The 15551-nt window shown below is 64.9% G+C and carries 17 protein-coding genes; 15 read left to right on the plus strand and 2 right to left on the minus strand.

The features are described from left to right. Positions 1–27 precede the first annotated feature (27 nt). Genes RRX38_RS19665 through RRX38_RS19675 form a run of 3 tightly spaced genes read left to right on the plus strand, consistent with a single transcriptional unit; the run spans position 28 to position 1705 of the window. Positions 28–387: a CidA/LrgA family protein gene (locus tag RRX38_RS19665; protein WP_315960351.1), complete on the plus strand. Its 360-nt coding sequence runs from the start codon at positions 28–30 to the stop codon at positions 385–387. A 2-nt stretch (positions 388–389) separates the two neighbouring features. Beyond that, a complete protein-coding gene (locus tag RRX38_RS19670) occupies positions 390–1103 on the plus strand; it encodes an LrgB family protein (RefSeq protein ID WP_315960352.1) in 714 nt (237 codons plus the stop codon). An 11-nt stretch (positions 1104–1114) separates the two neighbouring features. Beyond that, the gene (locus tag RRX38_RS19675; protein WP_315960353.1) at positions 1115–1705 is read left to right on the plus strand and encodes an LON peptidase substrate-binding domain-containing protein; all 591 of its coding nucleotides are present in this window, start codon (positions 1115–1117) and stop codon (positions 1703–1705) included. Between the two features lie 105 nt (positions 1706–1810). Here RRX38_RS19675 and RRX38_RS19680 read toward each other — a convergent pair whose 3' ends face one another. Next, the gene (locus RRX38_RS19680; RefSeq protein ID WP_315960354.1) at positions 1811–3133 is read right to left on the minus strand and encodes a bifunctional DedA family/phosphatase PAP2 family protein; all 1323 of its coding nucleotides are present in this window, start codon (positions 3131–3133) and stop codon (positions 1811–1813) included. 2 nt (positions 3134–3135) lie between these two features. Then, the gene (locus tag RRX38_RS19685) at positions 3136–3807 is read right to left on the minus strand and encodes a DNA-3-methyladenine glycosylase (RefSeq protein WP_315960355.1); all 672 of its coding nucleotides are present in this window, start codon (positions 3805–3807) and stop codon (positions 3136–3138) included. Positions 3808–4065: 258 nt separating this feature from the next. On the opposite strand from RRX38_RS19685, the gene RRX38_RS19690 reads away from it, so the two are divergent. From RRX38_RS19690 to lipA, 12 genes are all read left to right on the plus strand, one after another. Next, complete coding sequence (locus RRX38_RS19690; RefSeq protein WP_315960356.1) at positions 4066–5337, plus strand: glutamate-5-semialdehyde dehydrogenase; 1272 nt, start codon at positions 4066–4068, stop codon at positions 5335–5337. 22 nt (positions 5338–5359) lie between these two features. Continuing rightward, complete coding sequence (gene nadD, locus RRX38_RS19695; RefSeq protein ID WP_315962712.1) at positions 5360–6070, plus strand: nicotinate-nucleotide adenylyltransferase; 711 nt, start codon at positions 5360–5362, stop codon at positions 6068–6070. A 6-nt stretch (positions 6071–6076) separates the two neighbouring features. Then, on the plus strand, positions 6077–6463 hold the full coding sequence (rsfS, locus tag RRX38_RS19700) for a ribosome silencing factor (protein ID WP_295476492.1): 387 nt from the start codon (positions 6077–6079) through the stop codon (positions 6461–6463). Between the two features lie 9 nt (positions 6464–6472). Continuing rightward, positions 6473–6940, plus strand: a complete 468-nt coding sequence (gene rlmH / locus RRX38_RS19705) for a 23S rRNA (pseudouridine(1915)-N(3))-methyltransferase RlmH (protein ID WP_295476491.1) — start codon at positions 6473–6475, stop codon at positions 6938–6940. A gap of 10 nt (positions 6941–6950) precedes the next feature. Beyond that, on the plus strand, positions 6951–8870 hold the full coding sequence (gene mrdA / locus RRX38_RS19710) for a penicillin-binding protein 2 (protein WP_295476490.1): 1920 nt from the start codon (positions 6951–6953) through the stop codon (positions 8868–8870). Positions 8871–8901: 31 nt separating this feature from the next. After that, the gene (rodA, locus tag RRX38_RS19715) at positions 8902–10005 is read left to right on the plus strand and encodes a rod shape-determining protein RodA (RefSeq protein WP_295476652.1); all 1104 of its coding nucleotides are present in this window, start codon (positions 8902–8904) and stop codon (positions 10003–10005) included. A gap of 17 nt (positions 10006–10022) precedes the next feature. After that, on the plus strand, positions 10023–11030 hold the full coding sequence (gene mltB / locus RRX38_RS19720) for a lytic murein transglycosylase B (protein WP_295476489.1): 1008 nt from the start codon (positions 10023–10025) through the stop codon (positions 11028–11030). Continuing rightward, entirely contained in the window at positions 11030–12037 is a 1008-nt protein-coding gene (locus RRX38_RS19725; RefSeq protein WP_315960358.1) for a septal ring lytic transglycosylase RlpA family protein, read from the plus strand. Before mltB ends, RRX38_RS19725 begins: the two co-directional genes overlap by 1 nt. Before the next feature lie 215 nt (positions 12038–12252). Continuing rightward, positions 12253–13413, plus strand: coding sequence for a D-alanyl-D-alanine carboxypeptidase family protein (locus tag RRX38_RS19730; protein WP_315960359.1), 1161 nt, complete (start codon positions 12253–12255; stop codon positions 13411–13413). A 94-nt stretch (positions 13414–13507) separates the two neighbouring features. Beyond that, a complete protein-coding gene (locus RRX38_RS19735; protein WP_295476486.1) occupies positions 13508–13783 on the plus strand; it encodes a DUF493 domain-containing protein in 276 nt (91 codons plus the stop codon). Next, positions 13783–14430 (plus strand): lipoyl(octanoyl) transferase LipB, encoded by a 648-nt coding sequence (gene lipB / locus RRX38_RS19740; RefSeq protein ID WP_315960360.1) that lies wholly within the window; start codon positions 13783–13785, stop codon positions 14428–14430. Before RRX38_RS19735 ends, lipB begins: the two co-directional genes overlap by 1 nt. 1 nt (position 14431) lies before the next feature. Further along, positions 14432–15439 (plus strand): lipoyl synthase, encoded by a 1008-nt coding sequence (lipA, locus tag RRX38_RS19745; protein ID WP_295476484.1) that lies wholly within the window; start codon positions 14432–14434, stop codon positions 15437–15439. Positions 15440–15551: the final 112 nt, after the last annotated feature.

The following is a 15551-nucleotide window of genomic DNA, read 5'->3' on the forward strand; positions in this document are numbered from 1 at the left end:
GCTGAATGCTCATCCGGGAGAGTCTGCATGTTGCTACGAGGATTGACGGCGCTGGTGCTGTTCCAGCTGCTGGGCACCGCGCTCAATCACCTGTTCATCCCGATCCTGCCGGGGCCGATCATCGGCATGATCCTGTTGCTGGCCTTCCTGATGCTGCGTGGCGAGGTCGACGAGCCGCTCAACCTCGCGGCCAGCAGCCTGCTGCGTTATCTGCCGCTGCTGCTGGTGCCGCCGGCGGTGGGCGTAATGGCCTACGCCGGCGCCATTGCCCGTGACTTCTGGGCGATTTTCGGCACTCTGGTGGTGTCGCTGGTGCTGTCGATGGTGTTCGTCGGCGTGCTGATGCAGAAACTCATCGAGCGCCAGGCCCGGCGCCGGGAGGCGTGACGATGTTCGACTGGCAGGGCGCCTGGGCGTCGGTCATCCACCATCCGCTTTTCGGTATCGGTATCACCCTGGGTGCCTACCAGGTGGCGGTAGCCGCCTATGAGAAGACCCGCTGGTTGTTCCTGCAGCCGGTGCTGGTATCGATGGCGATCCTCATCGGCGTGCTGCTGGCCTGTGGCCTGAGCTATGACGAATACCGCGGCAGTACGCAAATCCTCGGCGTGCTGCTGGGGCCGGCCACCGTGGCGCTGGCGGTGCCGCTTTATCTGAATCTGCGCAGGATTCGCCAGTTGTTCTGGCCAACCTTGGCTACGCTGGTGCTGGGCGGCGTGTTCGTCACCGGGCTGTGCCTGATGCTCGGCTGGCTGCTGCGTGCCGAGCCGATGATCCTCATGACCATGGCGCCCAAGTCGGTCACTTCGCCCATCGCCATGCTGGTCGCCGAGCAGCTGGGCGGGGTGGCGGCGCTGGCGGCGGTGTTCGTATTGATTACCGGGGTGCTGGGGGCGATCTGTGGCCCTGCGCTGTTGTCATGGGCCGGCGTGAACGTCCCGGCGGCCAGGGGCATGGCGCTAGGCCTGACCGCCCACGCGGTGGGCACCTCCCAGGCGTTGCAGGAAGGTGAGGAAACCGGCGCCTTCGCTGCGCTGGCGATGAGCCTGATGGGAGTGGCGACTGCGCTGTTCCTGCCGTTGGCCGTTTCTTTGGTCGTATGAAGGAGCTTGTTATGACGTTGCCGCTGTTTCCGCTGAACACCGTGTTGTTCCCCGGCTGCGTGCTCGACCTGCAACTGTTCGAGGCGCGTTACCTGGACATGATCGGGCGCTGCATGAAACGCGGTGAAGGCTTCGGCGTGGTGTGCATCACCGAAGGCAGCGAAGTCGGCGTGGCGCCGGCGGGCCACTCGCTGATCGGTTGCGAGGCACTGGTGCGCGATTTCCAGCAGCAGGACAACGGCCTGCTGGGCATACGGGTGGTGGGTGGTCGGCGGTTCAGGGTGGTGAGCACCGAGGTGCAGCGTGACCAGTTGCTGGTCGCCGACGTGCACTGGCTGGAGGACCAGCAGGAACAGCCGCTTCAGGAAGAAGACGCCGATCTGCTGGCGCTGCTGCATGCCCTGGCCGAGCACCCCATGGTCGCCTCGCTGGACATGGGCCTGGATGCCGAGGGCCAGCAGTCACTGGCCAACCAGCTGGCCTACCTGCTGCCGTTTGACGAACAGGACAAGCTCGAGCTGCTGGAAATCGACGACCCTGAAGAGCGCCTGGGGGCGATCCAGAGCCTGCTCGACGAGATGCAGGGCGACTTGCAGGCCTGAGGAAAACCTACGTGCGTTGGCCAGCTCGCTTGGCAGCGTCACGTTCGCAACAAATGCGCTGACGTTACCGCCTTCTTCGCGGCCGAAGGCACTGCTAGCCGTTTTTCACTGCAAGTACTGGTAGCGCAGCACGGCGTGGGACAGGCCGTGAACGGCGAAGCCGCCCAGCAAGGCGGTCACCGCCGGAACCATCAGCCACCACACCCGTGGCGACATGGCCGGCAGTGGTTGGCGATGCTGCACCAGGGTCAGGCTGGCGGCGCAGACACTCAGGGCCAGCATCATGCCGGCGAGGATGTCGGTCGGCCAGTGCACCCCCAGGTAGACCCGCGACAGCGCGATGGCCAGCGCCGGGATGCCGCCCAGTACCAGCCAGGCCAGGCGCAGGCGCACCGGCTGGCTGCGACCGGCCAGTACCGCCAGGGTCATGAACAGCGCGAAGGCCGCTGAACTGTGGCCGCTGGGCATGCTGTAGCTGGTCAGTGGGTCGACCAGTACTTCAGGCCGGGCACGCGCGAAGAAGGCCTTCAGCGCGCCGTTGGCCAGCGCCGTGCCGAGCAGCGTGGCCAGGGCGAAAGCCGCATGCCGCCACTGCCGGGCGACCAGCAGCACCAGGACCACCAGGGCTGCGGCGAGAAACTGCACCTTGAAGTCGCCGATGCTGGTCACCAGCAGCACGATGTTCTGCGCCGCTTCGCTGCGGTGCTCCTGCACCAGGGTCATCAGGCCGTGGTCGAAGCGGTCCAGGTGCGGCCAGAAGACGAACAGCGCCACCATGGCCGCCAGGCACAAGGCGCTGATCAGCTTGGTCGCATGCCGTTGCTGGCGCAGGCTGCTCTGCACGCTCACGCCGGCCAGCACCGCCAGCACGGCGCCGACCACCGCCGCTTCGCTCCAGAAGCCTTCGGGCAGCGGCAGGCGCACTGCCGCACCGGCGGCCCAGCCCGGCAGCAGGTAGGCGATCGACCAGCCGATGGCGGCGACGATGCTGACGGCGAGAAAGCGCGGGAAGGGCATGTCGCACATGCCGGCGATCATCGGCAGCATGGGCCGCAGCGGGCCGATGAAGCGCCCGACCAGCAGGCTGGCGATGCCGTAGCGCTGGAAATACGCCTCGGCGCCGCTCATCCATTCCGGGTGGCTGCGCAGGCCGGGTAACTGGCGAATGTTCTGATGGAAGCGGCGGCCCAGCACGTACGACACCAGGTCGCCCAACAGGCCACCCGCAAAGCCCAGCAGCAGGACGGTGCTGAGGTCGAGAATGCCGCTGCCGGCCAGCGCCGCGATGGCGAACATCAGCACGGTGCCGGGCACCACGATGCCGGCGATGGCCACGCATTCGACGAAGGCGACGATGAAGATCGCCACGGCGACCCACGACGGGTTGGCACCCAGCCAGCCGGTAATGCTGTCGAGCCACTGGCCCATGCTCAGTTTCCTTGATCCAGAAGAAGGTAATCGCGGCCTTCGACTTGGCCGCGACGTAACGGGTTCCGCGTACAGAAACGTGCCTGTTCGGCGTCCACGAAGCGGTACATCAGGTGTTCGTCGCGCCCGGCAGGAATGCCCAGGCGCGTGGTCTGCACGATGCGCGGCGGGCGCAGGCCGACATCCTCGACATACAGACGCTGCGGGTCGAAGCGCTGGGCGTCCCACATCGGCACCTTCAGGCCCAGAGCCCGGCACAGCAGGGTCTGGCCGGCGCAGAGACGCTCGGGCGGGCGCAGCGCGCCGCTGGCATCGGGGTTGTTCAATTGCATGCGGGCCAGGGCGTTGGCGTCGCTCTGGGCGTCGACCCAAGGCATGCCGGACTTGATCAGCACCGCATTGCCGGGGCCCTCGGCGCTGAAGTTCAGCGAGTCGCCGCCGCGTGCGTAATACATGTAGATGTGCCCGCCGTCGAGGAACAGTGCCCGGCGTTTCTCGGTATAACCCAGCGAGGCGTGGCTGCCTTTCTCGGCCAGGTAGTAGGCTTCGGTCTCGATGATGCGCGCCGCCAGCCACAGATCGCCGACCTTGTGGCGGATGATCTTGCCCAGCAGGTCGCGGGCCAGCACCTGGGGATCGCGGTTGAAGAAGCTGTCGGGCAAGGCGTTGGGCATGGGCTGTCGCAGGCAGGGCAGGGATGCCGATCATAACAAGTGCGTGGCTGTCGTCATCCTGACAGCGGTGACGCTTTGTTGTTTCTGAAAATGACAACCGGTGTTACAGAATGCATCCGAGGTGCGATGCAGAGCCTCGCCGCAAGCGGTTGATGAAGTTTTTGCAAGGAACGCAACCATCCGCCTGTCTGCGCTGTCGTTCAGGCGGCCCGACAGCTATAATCGACCGCTTTCCTCGCTGCCAAGACCTCTGAGACCATGACTGAGTCCGTTCTTGACTACATGTCCCGCCTGGGACGCGCCGCCCGTGAGGCCTCGCGCGTGATCGGCCGGGCCAGCACCGCGCAGAAGAACCGCGCCCTGCTGGCCACTGCCGCCGCACTGGATGAGGCCCGCGCCGAACTGTCCGCCGCCAACGAGCAGGACCTGGCCAATGGCCGGGCGAACGGCCTTGAGCCGGCCATGCTCGACCGCCTGGCCCTGACCCCGGCACGCATCGACAGCATGATCGTCGGCCTGCGCCAGGTGGCCAGCCTCCCGGACCCGGTAGGTGCGATCCGCGACATGAGTTATCGGCCCTCGGGTATTCAGGTCGGCAAGATGCGCGTGCCGCTGGGCGTGGTCGGCATCATCTATGAGTCGCGTCCCAACGTGACCATCGACGCCGCGAGCCTGTGCCTGAAGTCGGGCAACGCGACCATTCTGCGTGGCGGCTCCGAGGCCATCCACTCCAACCGTGCGGTGGCCGCCTGCATCGCCAAGGGGCTTGAGGCCGCCGGCCTGCCGGCAGGCGTGGTGCAGGTGGTGGAAACCACCGACCGTGCCGCGGTGGGCGCGCTGATCACCATGCCCGAGTACGTCGACGTCATCGTTCCACGGGGCGGCAAGAGCCTGATCGAGCGCATCAGCCGCGACGCGCGGGTGCCGGTCATCAAGCATCTGGACGGCATCTGCCATATCTATGTCAGCGCCCATGCCGACCTGGCCAAGGCGCAGAAGATCGCTTTCAACGCCAAGACCTACCGTTACGGCATCTGCGGGGCCATGGAAACCCTGCTGGTCGACCAGGCGGTGGCGGCCGAATTCCTGCCGCCGATGGCCGCGCAACTGCGCGAGAAGGGCGTCGAACTGCGTGGCTGCGAACGCACCCGTGCTCTGATCGAAGCGGTGCCGGCCACCGAGGAAGACTGGCACACCGAGTACCTGGCGCCGATCCTGTCGATTCGTGTGGTGGCCAGCCTCGACGACGCCATCGAGCACATCAACCACTACGGCTCGCATCATAGCGACGGTATCGTCAGTGACCATCAGGGGCAGATCCGCCGCTTCATGGCCGAGGTCGACTCCAGTTCGGTGATGGTCAACGCGCCGACCTGCTTTGCCGATGGTTTCGAGTACGGCCTGGGTGCCGAGATCGGCATTTCCACCGACAAGCTGCACGCTCGCGGCCCGGTCGGCCTGGAAGGCCTGACCTGCGAGAAGTACCTAGTGATCGGTGACGGCCAGCTGCGTGGACAGGAGCCGGCCTGAGTTGACTGAGCCTGCGCTCGCCTTGCCCCGGCGTATCGGCCTGCTGGGCGGCACGTTCGACCCTGTGCACATCGGGCACTTGCGTGGCGCGCTGGAAGTGGCGGAGCTGCTTGCGCTCGATGAACTGCGCCTGGTCCCCAGTGCCCGGCCGCCGCACCGCGAGCGCCCCAGTGTCTCGGCGCAGGACCGCCTGGCCATGGTGCGCTGCGCGGTCGCGGGCGTCGCGCCGCTGACGGTGGATGACCTGGAGCTGCGCCGCGACCGGCCCTCGTACACCATCGACACCCTGGAGTCGATGCGCAGCGACATGGATCCGCGCTCGCCGTTGTTCCTGCTGCTGGGCTGGGATGCCTTCTGCAGCCTGCCGGCCTGGCACCGCTGGGAGGCGCTGCTGGAGCACTGCCACATCGTGGTGCTGCAGCGCCCCGACGCCGATGTCGAGCCGCCCGAGGCGCTGCGCGATCTGGTCGCGGCGCGCACGGTCAGCGACCCCAAGGCCCTGGACGGGCCGGGTGGGCAGATCACGTTTGTCTGGCAGACGCCGTTGTCGGTGTCGGCCACCCAGATCCGCCAGTCATTGGCCACGGGGCGCTCGGTGCGCTTTCTGGTTCCTGACGCGGTTCTGGCCTATATCGAAGCACACGGGCTGTACCGTGCGCCGAATACCGCAGGAACGCCTGGGACCGCTTCGCACGGCAAGCCCCCGAGTGCTTCCACCTTGAAGAGTGAATGAGTTTTTATGAGCAAGCAGAAACTGAACAGTGAAGAAGTCGTCCAGCTGGCCATCAGCGCCCTGGAAGACGTCAAGGGTACCGACATCCTCAAGATCGACGTCCGTGAAAAGACCAGCATCGCCGACTACATGCTGATCTGCACCGGTAGCTCCAACCGCCAGCTCAACGCACTGGCCGAGAACGTTCGCGAGAAGGTCAAGGCCGCCGGCCTGCAGCCGCTGAGCGAAGAAGGCAAAGGCGACAGCGACTGGGTGCTGCTGGACCTGGGTGATGTCGTGGTCCACGTGATGACCGCCGCTGCGCGCCAGTTCTACGACCTGGAGCGCCTCTGGCAGGGCGCCGAGCAGAGCCGTGCCGCCAGCGCCGCGCACCACACGCCAGGCAACGAATAAGGCGCTGTCGTGCGGATACGCCTGATTGCCGTAGGCTCGCGCATGCCCAAGTGGGTGGAAGAAGGCTGGCATGAGTATGCCAAGCGTCTGCCATCCGAACTGGCGCTGGAACTGGTGGAAATCCCGCTCAACACCCGTGGCAAGAACGCCGACGTGGCGCGCCTGATCCGTCAGGAAGGCGAAGCCATGCTGGCCAAGGTGCAGCCGGGCGAGCGTGTGGTCACGCTGGAAGTGCAGGGCAAGCCCTGGAGCACCGAGCAGCTGGCCGCTGAGCTGGACCGCTGGCGGCTGGATGCGCGCACCGTCAACCTCATGGTCGGCGGCCCGGAAGGGCTGGCGCCGGAGGTCTGCGCGCGCAGCGAGCAGCGCTGGTCGCTGTCGCCGCTGACCCTGCCGCACCCGTTGGTCCGTATCCTCATCGGCGAACAGATCTACCGCGCCTGGACAGTCCTGTCCGGTCACCCTTACCACAAGTAGTCCACCTCGAATGTCTCAGCCGATCCGCCTCAAAGATCACGAGAAAGACGCACGCCTGGTTCGCAGCCGTGTCGTGGTCGGTGCCGTGGCGGTCCTGCTGCTGGTGTGCGTGCTGATCGCCCGGCTGTACTACCTGCAGGTCATCCAGTACGACTACCACTCGACCCTGTCGGAGAACAACCGCGTCCACGTGCAGCCGATCCCGCCGAGCCGGGGGCTGATCTACGACCGCAACGGCGTGGTCATCGCCGACAACCGCCCCAGCTTCAGCCTCAGCATGACCCGCGAGCGGGCCGGCGACTGGGCCAAGGTGCTCGACACCATTGTCGATATCTTGCAACTGACCCCCGATGACCGGCTGATCTTCGAAAAGCGCATGAAGCAGGGGCGTCGGCCGTTCGAGCCGGTGCCGATTCTTTTCGAGCTGACCGAAGAGCAGATCGCCCTGATCGCCGTGAACCAGTTCCGCCTGCCTGGCGTGGAAGTGGTCGCGCAATTGGTGCGGCATTACCCGCAAGGGCCGCATTTCGCCCATTCGGTGGGCTATGTGGGGCGGATCAACGAGAAAGAACTCAAGAGCCTCGACCCGATCAACTACAGCGGCACCCACCACATGGGCAAGACCGGCATCGAGCGCTTCTACGAGGACGACCTGCATGGCCAGGTGGGTTACGAAGAGGTCGAGACCAACGCCCGCGGCCGGGTATTGCGGGTGCTCAAGCGCACCGACCCGATTCCCGGCAAGGACATCGTGCTGAGCCTCGACATCCAGCTGCAGGAAGCCGCCGAGGCGGCGCTGGGCGGGCGGCGTGGCGCGGTGGTGGCGCTGAACCCGAATACCGGCGAGGTGCTGGCGATGGTCAGCGCACCGAGTTTCGACCCCAACCTGTTCGTCACCGGCATCAGCTTCAAGGCCTATGCCGAGCTGCGCGACTCCATCGACCGGCCGCTGTTCAACCGTATCCTGCGCGGCCTGTACCCGCCGGGTTCGACCATCAAGCCGGCGGTGGCCATTGCCGGCCTGGACGGTGGCGCGATCACCCCGACGTCGCGGGTATTCGACCCCGGTTTCTACCAATTGCCCAATTACGATCACAAGTACCGTAACTGGAACCGCACCGGCGACGGCTGGGTCGACCTGGACACCGCGATCATGCGCTCCAACGACACCTACTTCTACGACCTGGCGCACAAGCTGGGCATCGACAAGCTGTCGATGTACATGAACAAGTTCGGTATCGGCCAGAAGGTCTCGCTGGACATGTTCGAGGAGTCGCCGGGGCTGATGCCGTCCCGCGAGTGGAAACGCACCACCCGGCGCCAGGCCTGGTTCCCTGGCGAAACGCTGATTCTCGGTATCGGCCAGGGCTACATGCAGGCCACGCCGCTGCAACTGGCCCAGGCCACCGCGCTGGTGGCCAACAAGGGCAAGTGGATCCGTCCGCACCTGGCCAAGACCATCGAAGGCCAGCCGCCGGTGGATCCCAATCCGATGCCGGACATCGTCCTGCGCGATCCCAACAACTGGGCGCGGGTCAACCATGGCATGCAGGAAGTGATGCACGGCGCCCGGGGTACCGCCCGCAAGGCGTCCATCGGCGCGCAGTACCGGATTGCCGGCAAGAGCGGTACCGCGCAGGTGGTGGCGATCAAGCAGGGCGAGAAGTACGACCGCAGCAAGGTCCAGGAGCGCCACCGTGACCACGCCCTGTTCGTCGGCTTCGCGCCGGCCGACAATCCGCAGATCGTCGTGGCGGTGATGGTCGAGAACGGCGAGTCCGGTTCCGGTGTCGCCGCGCCGGTGGTGCGCCAGGTGATGGACGCCTGGTTGCTCGACGCCAGCGGCCACCTCAAGCCCGAATACGCCAGTTCGTACAACCCAGAGCGCGGTAGCGCGCCTGCCGTGGAGTCCACCGCCCGTGAAGAGTAATTTCGACCGGGTGCTGTCCAGCGAAGACGTGATGCGCCGCCGCGCCACGCTGCTGCAGCGCATGCATATCGATGGCCCCCTGCTGGTACTGCTGCTGGTGCTCGCCGCCGGCAGCCTGTTCGTGCTGTATTCGGCCAGTGGCAAGGACTGGGACCTGCTGCTCAAGCAGGCCAGTTCGTTCGGCCTCGGCATCGTGGCGATGATCGTCATCGCCCAGTTCGAGCCGCGCTTCATGGCGCGCTGGGTGCCGGTGGGCTATGTGATCGGCGTTGCCCTGCTGGTGGTGGTGGACGTCATGGGCCACAACGCCATGGGCGCGACGCGCTGGATCAACATCCCCGGGGTGATTCGCTTCCAGCCGGCGGAATTCCTCAAGATCCTCATGCCGGCCACCATCGCCTGGTACCTGTCCAAGCGCACGCTACCGCCCCAGCTCAAGCACGTGGCGATCAGCCTCGGCCTGATCGGCATTCCCTTCGTGCTCATCGTGCGCCAGCCGGACCTTGGCACCTCCTTGCTGATCCTCGCCTCGGGCGCTTTCGTGCTGTTCATGGCCGGCCTGCGCTGGCGCTGGATCCTCAGCGTGGTGGTGGCGGTGGTGCCGGCCTCGGTGCTGATGTGGTTCTTTTTCATGCACGACTACCAGAAACAGCGCGTACTGACCTTCCTCGACCCGGAAAGCGACCCGCTGGGTACTGGTTGGAACATCATCCAGTCCAAGGCGGCGATCGGCTCCGGCGGGGTGTTCGGCAAGGGCTGGCTGCTCGGCACCCAGTCGCACCTGGACTTCCTGCCGGAAAGCCATACCGACTTCATCATCGCGGTGCTGGGCGAAGAGTTCGGCCTAGTCGGCATCTGCGCGCTGCTGATCATCTACCTGCTGCTGATCGGTCGCGGGCTGGTCATCACCGCCCAGGCCCAGACACTGTTCGGCAAATTGCTGGCGGGTGCGCTGACCATGACCTTCTTCGTTTACGTCTTCGTCAACATCGGTATGGTCAGTGGCCTGCTGCCGGTGGTAGGGGTTCCGTTGCCCTTCATTAGCTACGGAGGAACTTCGCTGGTGACCCTGCTGTCAGCGTTTGGCATTTTGATGTCGATTCACACCCATCGGAAATGGATCGCACAGGCTTGATTAAGGTGAACAATTCAATGCAAGCAGCCTTCAACCTGGCCCGCTGCGTACCGCTGGTCGGCCTGATGGGACTCCTCAGTTCGCTGCAGGATGCCGAGGCCGGCTCCTACGATGGCTCGCCCCAGGTGGCCGAGTTCGTCGGCGAGATGACCCGCGACTATGGCTTTGCCGGCGAACAGCTGATGGGGGTGTTCCGCGAGGTGGAGCGCAAGCAGGCCATCCTCGACGCCATCTCGCGGCCGGCCGAACGCGTCAAGCCGTGGAAGGAATATCGCCCGATGTTCATCACCGACGCGCGCATCGCCCGCGGGGTGGACTTCTGGCGCCAGCACGAGGCTGCCCTGGCCCGCGCCGAGCGCGAATATGGCGTGCCGGCGCAGATCATCGTGGCCATCATCGGCGTAGAGACCTTTTTCGGCCGCAACACCGGCAACTACCGGGTCATTGACGCGCTGTCCACCCTGGGCTTCGACTACCCGCCACGTGCCGACTTCTTCCGCAAGGAGCTGCGCGAGTACCTGCTGCTGGCCCGTGAACAGCAGGTCGACCCGCTGACCATCAAGGGCTCGTACGCCGGTGCCATGGGCCTGCCGCAATTCATGCCGAGCAGCTTCCGTGCGTATGCCGTGGATTTCGACGGTGATGGCCACATCAACATCTGGACCGACCCGGACGATGCCATCGGCAGCGTGGCCAGCTACTTCAAGCGCCACGGCTGGACGGCCGGGCAGCCGGTGGTCAGCCGTGCCAAGGTGTTCGGCGACCAGGTCGAGCAGGGCCTGAGCCCCGGGCTCGACCCGGTGATGAGCCTGGGGGAGTTGCGAGGCCTGGGCTGGTCAAGTCATGATGCGCTGCGCGACGACCTGCCGGTCACCGCGTTTCGCCTGGAAGGTGACAACGGCCCTGAATACTGGATAGGGTTGAACAATTTCTATGCGATCACTCGCTATAACCGGAGTGTGATGTACGCCATGGCGGTCTATCAGCTGTCCGAATCACTGGTTCAAGCTCGAGGCGTCAAGTAATGCGGGCAAGTACCTCTGTAAAACTGCTGCTGTGCGTCGGAATCGGCGTGATACTGGCCAGCTGCTCGTCGTCCAGCCGTTCGCCCCAGAAGGGCAACAGCCAGGCTGTGCGTTCGATGCCGGGCCTGGACATCAACCGTGCCCACAAGGATGGCGCGCCCTGGTGGGACGTGGATATCTCGAAGATTCCCGATGCCACGCCAACCCTGCACACCGGGGCCTTCAAGGCCAACCCCTACACGGTGCTGGGCAAGACCTATTTCCCGATGAACGACGGTCGGCGCTACGTGGCCACCGGCACCGCCTCGTGGTACGGCACCAAGTTCCATGGCCAGAACACCGCCAACGGTGAGGTCTACGACCTGTATGGCATGAGCGCTGCGCACAAGACCCTGCCGCTGCCGACCTACGTCAAGGTCACCAACCTCGACAACAACCGCAGCGTGGTGCTGCGCGTCAACGACCGCGGGCCGTTCTACTCCGACCGTATCATCGACCTGTCCTACGCTGCCGCGAAGAAACTCGGTTATGCCGAAACCGGCACCGCGCGGGTCAAGGTCGAGGGCATCGACCCGCAGGAGTGGTGGGCCCAGCGCGGCCGACCGGCGCCGCTGATGCTCAGTGAACCCCAGGCGACGCCGCAGCCGGCGGCGCCTGCCATCACCGCTTCGACCGGCAGCATCGAGCAGTACACGCCGCCGCCCCAGCAGCACGCGGCACCCCAGGTGCCCCTGCAGGCCGAGGCAAAAAAAAACGTTTCCGGATCAGCCGATGGGCTGTTTCTCCAGGTCGGAGCCTTCGCCAACCCGGATGCTGCGGAGCTGCTGCGCTCGAAGCTGAGCACGATGGTCCGGGCGCCGGTGTTCGTCAGCTCGATCGCGCGCAACCAGCAGACACTCTATCGCGTGAGGATGGGGCCGGTCGCGACGCAGGGTGAAGCCCAGCAGCTGCAGGACAGCGTGCGCTCCGCCAACCTGGGGCAACCCAGTGTGGTGACAGCCGACTGATCGCGCCACCCGCTTGCGGGTGGCGGTTTCTTCGCACCATCTCCGAACCTGCCGCGCAGAGCAGAAGAGGCGGTGCAGCCGGCAAGGCCTCGATGGCCTTGCCCGCCAGGTACGGCCTGGTATCACGGAGCCCGGAGGAAGGCGCGACCTTCGAAGGGTTCTTGAGTTTTGCCCGCGAGGGCAGGTTATGCCCATTTAGCAATTTCGAGAGACGGATGAACATCACAACCTTTGCAAAACGTTTGTGCCTGCTGGTGCCATTGATGATCGCCCCGGCAGCCTGGGCCGCTGAACAGATGACCCCGGCCGCACCGCAACTGGCCGCCAAATCCTACGTGCTGATGGATGCCTCCAGCGGCAACGTTCTGGTTGAGAGCAACGGTGACCAGCGCCTGCCGCCCGCGAGCCTGACCAAGCTGATGACTGCCTACATCGCGACCCTGGAAATCCGTCGCGGCCAGATCGGCGAGAACGACCCGGTCACCGTCAGTGAAAACGCCTGGCGCACCGGCGGCTCGCGGATGTTCATCAAGGTGGGTAGCCAGGTGAGCGTCAGCGACCTGCTGCACGGCATCATCATCCAGTCGGGCAACGACGCCAGTGTCGCCATTTCCGAGCACATCGCCGGCAGCGAAGACGCGTTCGCCGACATGATGAACAAGACCGTCGGCGACCTGGGCATGACCAATACCCACTTCATGAACCCGACCGGTCTGCCGAACCCCGATCACTACTCCTCGGCACACGACATGGCCATCCTGGCGCGAGCCATCATCCACGAAGACCCGGCGCACTACGCGATCTACTCGCAGAAGGAGTTTTTCTGGAACGGCATCAAGCAGCCCAACCGCAACCTGCTGCTGTGGCGTGACAAGACCGTCGATGGCCTGAAGACCGGCCACACCGACGAAGCCGGCTATTGCCTGGTGTCGTCCGCCGTGCGTGATGGCATGCGCCTGATCGCCGTGGTGTTCGGTACCAACAGCGAGCAGGCCCGTGCCGCGGAGACCCAGAAGCTGCTGACCTACGGCTTCCGCTTCTTCGAAACCCAGAACTTCTACCAGAAGGGCCAGGAACTGGCTCAGGCGCCGGTGTGGAAAGGCACCGCCCGTCAGGTCAAGGCCGGCCTGGCCCAGGACCTGAGCCTGACCATGCCCAAAGGTCAGATGAAGAAACTCTCGGCCACCATGACCATGAACCCGCAGCTGATGGCCCCCATCAACAAGGGTGACGTGATCGGCAAGGTCGAAGTGCGTTCGGAAGACAAAGTGGTACACACCGCCGACCTGATCGCCCTGGAAGGCGTCGAGGAAGGTGGCTTTTTCCGCCGCGTGTGGGATAGCATTCGCCTGTTCTTCTTCGGCTTGTTCAACTAAGCCGCTAAGTCATTACCGCCGACCTTCTCGCGGCCTGCCCTTACAAGGGGCGGGCCGCGTGTCCGTCGTCAGGGCTTGTGAGACCTTTACTGCCATGACCGATACCGACGTCCAGTCGCCCAAAATCGAATTCCCCTGCAACGACTACCCGATCAAAGTGATCGGCGACACCGGTGTAGGCTTCACCGATACCGTGATCGAGATCCTCAGCAAGTACGCCAAGGTGGACCTGAACACCCTGGCCGAGCGGCAGAGCAGCAACGGCAAGTACACCACCGTGCAACTGCATATCGTTGCCACCGGTGAAGAACAACTGCGTGACATCAACAGCGCCCTGCGCGCCACAGGCATCGTGCACATGGTGCTGTGATGGGCGATGTCCTGGGCATCCGCGAGCTGGGGCTGGTCGACTACACCCAGGCCTGGCACGCGATGCAGCGTTTCACCGACACCCGTGGGCGCGAAGCGGCCGATGAAGTCTGGCTGGTGCAGCACCCGCCGGTCTTCACCCAGGGGCAGTCCGGCAAGGCCGAGCATCTGCTGCTGCCGGGCGACATTCCGGTGGTGCAGGTCGATCGGGGTGGCCAGGTGACCTATCATGGTCCCGGCCAACTGGTCGCGTACCTGCTGCTGGATGTACGCCGCAAGGGCTGTGGTGTGCGTGAACTGGTGACGCGGATCGAGAACAGCCTGATCGATCTGCTGGCCAGCTACGGTGTGAAGGCCGTAGCCAAGCCCGATGCCCCGGGTGTGTATGTCGACGGGGCCAAGATCGCCTCGCTGGGCCTGCGCATTCGCAACGGCTGCTCCTTCCATGGCCTGGCGCTGAACGTCGACATGGACCTGGAGCCCTTCAGGCGTATCAACCCCTGCGGCTACGCAGGGCTGAAAATGACCCAGCTGAGCGAACATGCCGGGTCCATCGAATTTGCCGAGGTAAGTGCCCGGCTGCGTGCGCAGCTCGTCAGACACCTCGACTATGCTGAGCAGGCGACCCTTACGGGCGGAATAGACTGATATGACTGATACCGTGCAAACCCTGATCCCCACGCTCGACGTGTCCGAGCGAGCGCCCCGTCCCAAAGTCGAAGCCGGCGTAAAGCTGCGTGGCGCGGAGAAAGTCGCACGCATTCCGGTCAAGATCATTCCGACCGTCGAGCTGCCGAAAAAACCCGACTGGATCCGCGTGCGCATCCCGGTTTCCCCGGAGGTCGATCGTATCAAGCAACTGCTGCGCAAGCACAAGCTGCACAGCGTCTGCGAAGAGGCGTCCTGCCCGAACCTGGGCGAGTGCTTCTCCGGCGGCACCGCGACCTTCATGATCATGGGCGACATCTGCACCCGTCGCTGCCCGTTCTGCGACGTCGGTCATGGCCGGCCCAAGCCACTGGACGTCGACGAGCCAAAGAACCTGGCCGTTGCCATCGCCGACCTGGGCCTGAAGTACGTGGTCATCACCTCGGTGGACCGCGACGACCTGCGTGACGGTGGCGCCCAGCACTTCGCCGACTGCATCCGCGAGATCCGCGCGCTGTCGCCCAACGTGCAACTGGAAACCCTGGTGCCCGACTACCGTGGCCGCATGGACATCGCCCTGGAGATCACCGCCGCCGAGCCGCCGGATGTCTTCAACCACAACCTGGAGACCGTCCCGCGCCTGTACAAGGCTGCGCGTCCGGGCTCCGACTACCAGTGGTCGCTGACCCTGCTGCAGCGCTTCAAGCAGATGGTCCCGCACGTGCCGACCAAGTCCGGCCTGATGCTGGGGCTGGGCGAGACCGACGACGAGGTCATCGAGGTCATGCAGCGCATGCGCGAGCACGACATCGACATGCTGACCCTCGGTCAGTACCTGCAGCCGTCGCGCAACCACCTGCCGGTGCAGCGCTTCGTGCACCCCGACACCTTCGCCTGGTTCGCCGAGGAAGGCTACCGCATGGGCTTCAAGAACGTGGCGTCCGGCCCGCTGGTACGCTCTTCGTACCACGCCGATGAACAGGCCAAGATCGCCAAGAACATGCTCTGATCGAAACAGCGCAAACAGAAAAGGCCGGATAGCGATATCCGGCCTTTTTCATGTGCGCATGAAAAGCGTTGGGGGTCACCTATTCATTTCGCTCTTGTGGGAGCGAGCCTGC

This window comes from Pseudomonas sp. DTU_2021_1001937_2_SI_NGA_ILE_001 (assembly GCF_032463525.1).
Classification (GTDB): Bacteria; Pseudomonadota; Gammaproteobacteria; order Pseudomonadales; family Pseudomonadaceae; genus Aquipseudomonas.

Bases quoted from the DNA above. Each gene is read 5' to 3' on its own strand.
- RRX38_RS19665 (WP_315960351.1), top strand. From the start codon at position 28: ATGTTGCTACGAGGATTGACGGCGCTGGTGCTGTTCCAGCTGCTGGGC.
- RRX38_RS19670 (WP_315960352.1), top strand. From the start codon at position 390: ATGTTCGACTGGCAGGGCGCCTGGGCGTCGGTCATCCACCATCCGCTT.
- RRX38_RS19675 (WP_315960353.1), top strand. From the start codon at position 1,115: ATGACGTTGCCGCTGTTTCCGCTGAACACCGTGTTGTTCCCCGGCTGC.
- RRX38_RS19680 (WP_315960354.1), bottom strand. From the start codon at position 3,133: ATGGGCCAGTGGCTCGACAGCATTACCGGCTGGCTGGGTGCCAACCCG.
- RRX38_RS19685 (WP_315960355.1), bottom strand. From the start codon at position 3,807: ATGCCCAACGCCTTGCCCGACAGCTTCTTCAACCGCGATCCCCAGGTG.
- RRX38_RS19690 (WP_315960356.1), top strand. From the start codon at position 4,066: ATGACTGAGTCCGTTCTTGACTACATGTCCCGCCTGGGACGCGCCGCC.
- rsfS (WP_295476492.1), top strand. From the start codon at position 6,077: ATGAGCAAGCAGAAACTGAACAGTGAAGAAGTCGTCCAGCTGGCCATC.
- mrdA (WP_295476490.1), top strand. From the start codon at position 6,951: ATGTCTCAGCCGATCCGCCTCAAAGATCACGAGAAAGACGCACGCCTG.
- rodA (WP_295476652.1), top strand. From the start codon at position 8,902: ATGCGCCGCCGCGCCACGCTGCTGCAGCGCATGCATATCGATGGCCCC.
- mltB (WP_295476489.1), top strand. From the start codon at position 10,023: ATGCAAGCAGCCTTCAACCTGGCCCGCTGCGTACCGCTGGTCGGCCTG.
- RRX38_RS19725 (WP_315960358.1), top strand. From the start codon at position 11,030: ATGCGGGCAAGTACCTCTGTAAAACTGCTGCTGTGCGTCGGAATCGGC.
- RRX38_RS19730 (WP_315960359.1), top strand. From the start codon at position 12,253: ATGAACATCACAACCTTTGCAAAACGTTTGTGCCTGCTGGTGCCATTG.
- RRX38_RS19735 (WP_295476486.1), top strand. From the start codon at position 13,508: ATGACCGATACCGACGTCCAGTCGCCCAAAATCGAATTCCCCTGCAAC.
- lipB (WP_315960360.1), top strand. From the start codon at position 13,783: ATGGGCGATGTCCTGGGCATCCGCGAGCTGGGGCTGGTCGACTACACC.
- lipA (WP_295476484.1), top strand. From the start codon at position 14,432: ATGACTGATACCGTGCAAACCCTGATCCCCACGCTCGACGTGTCCGAG.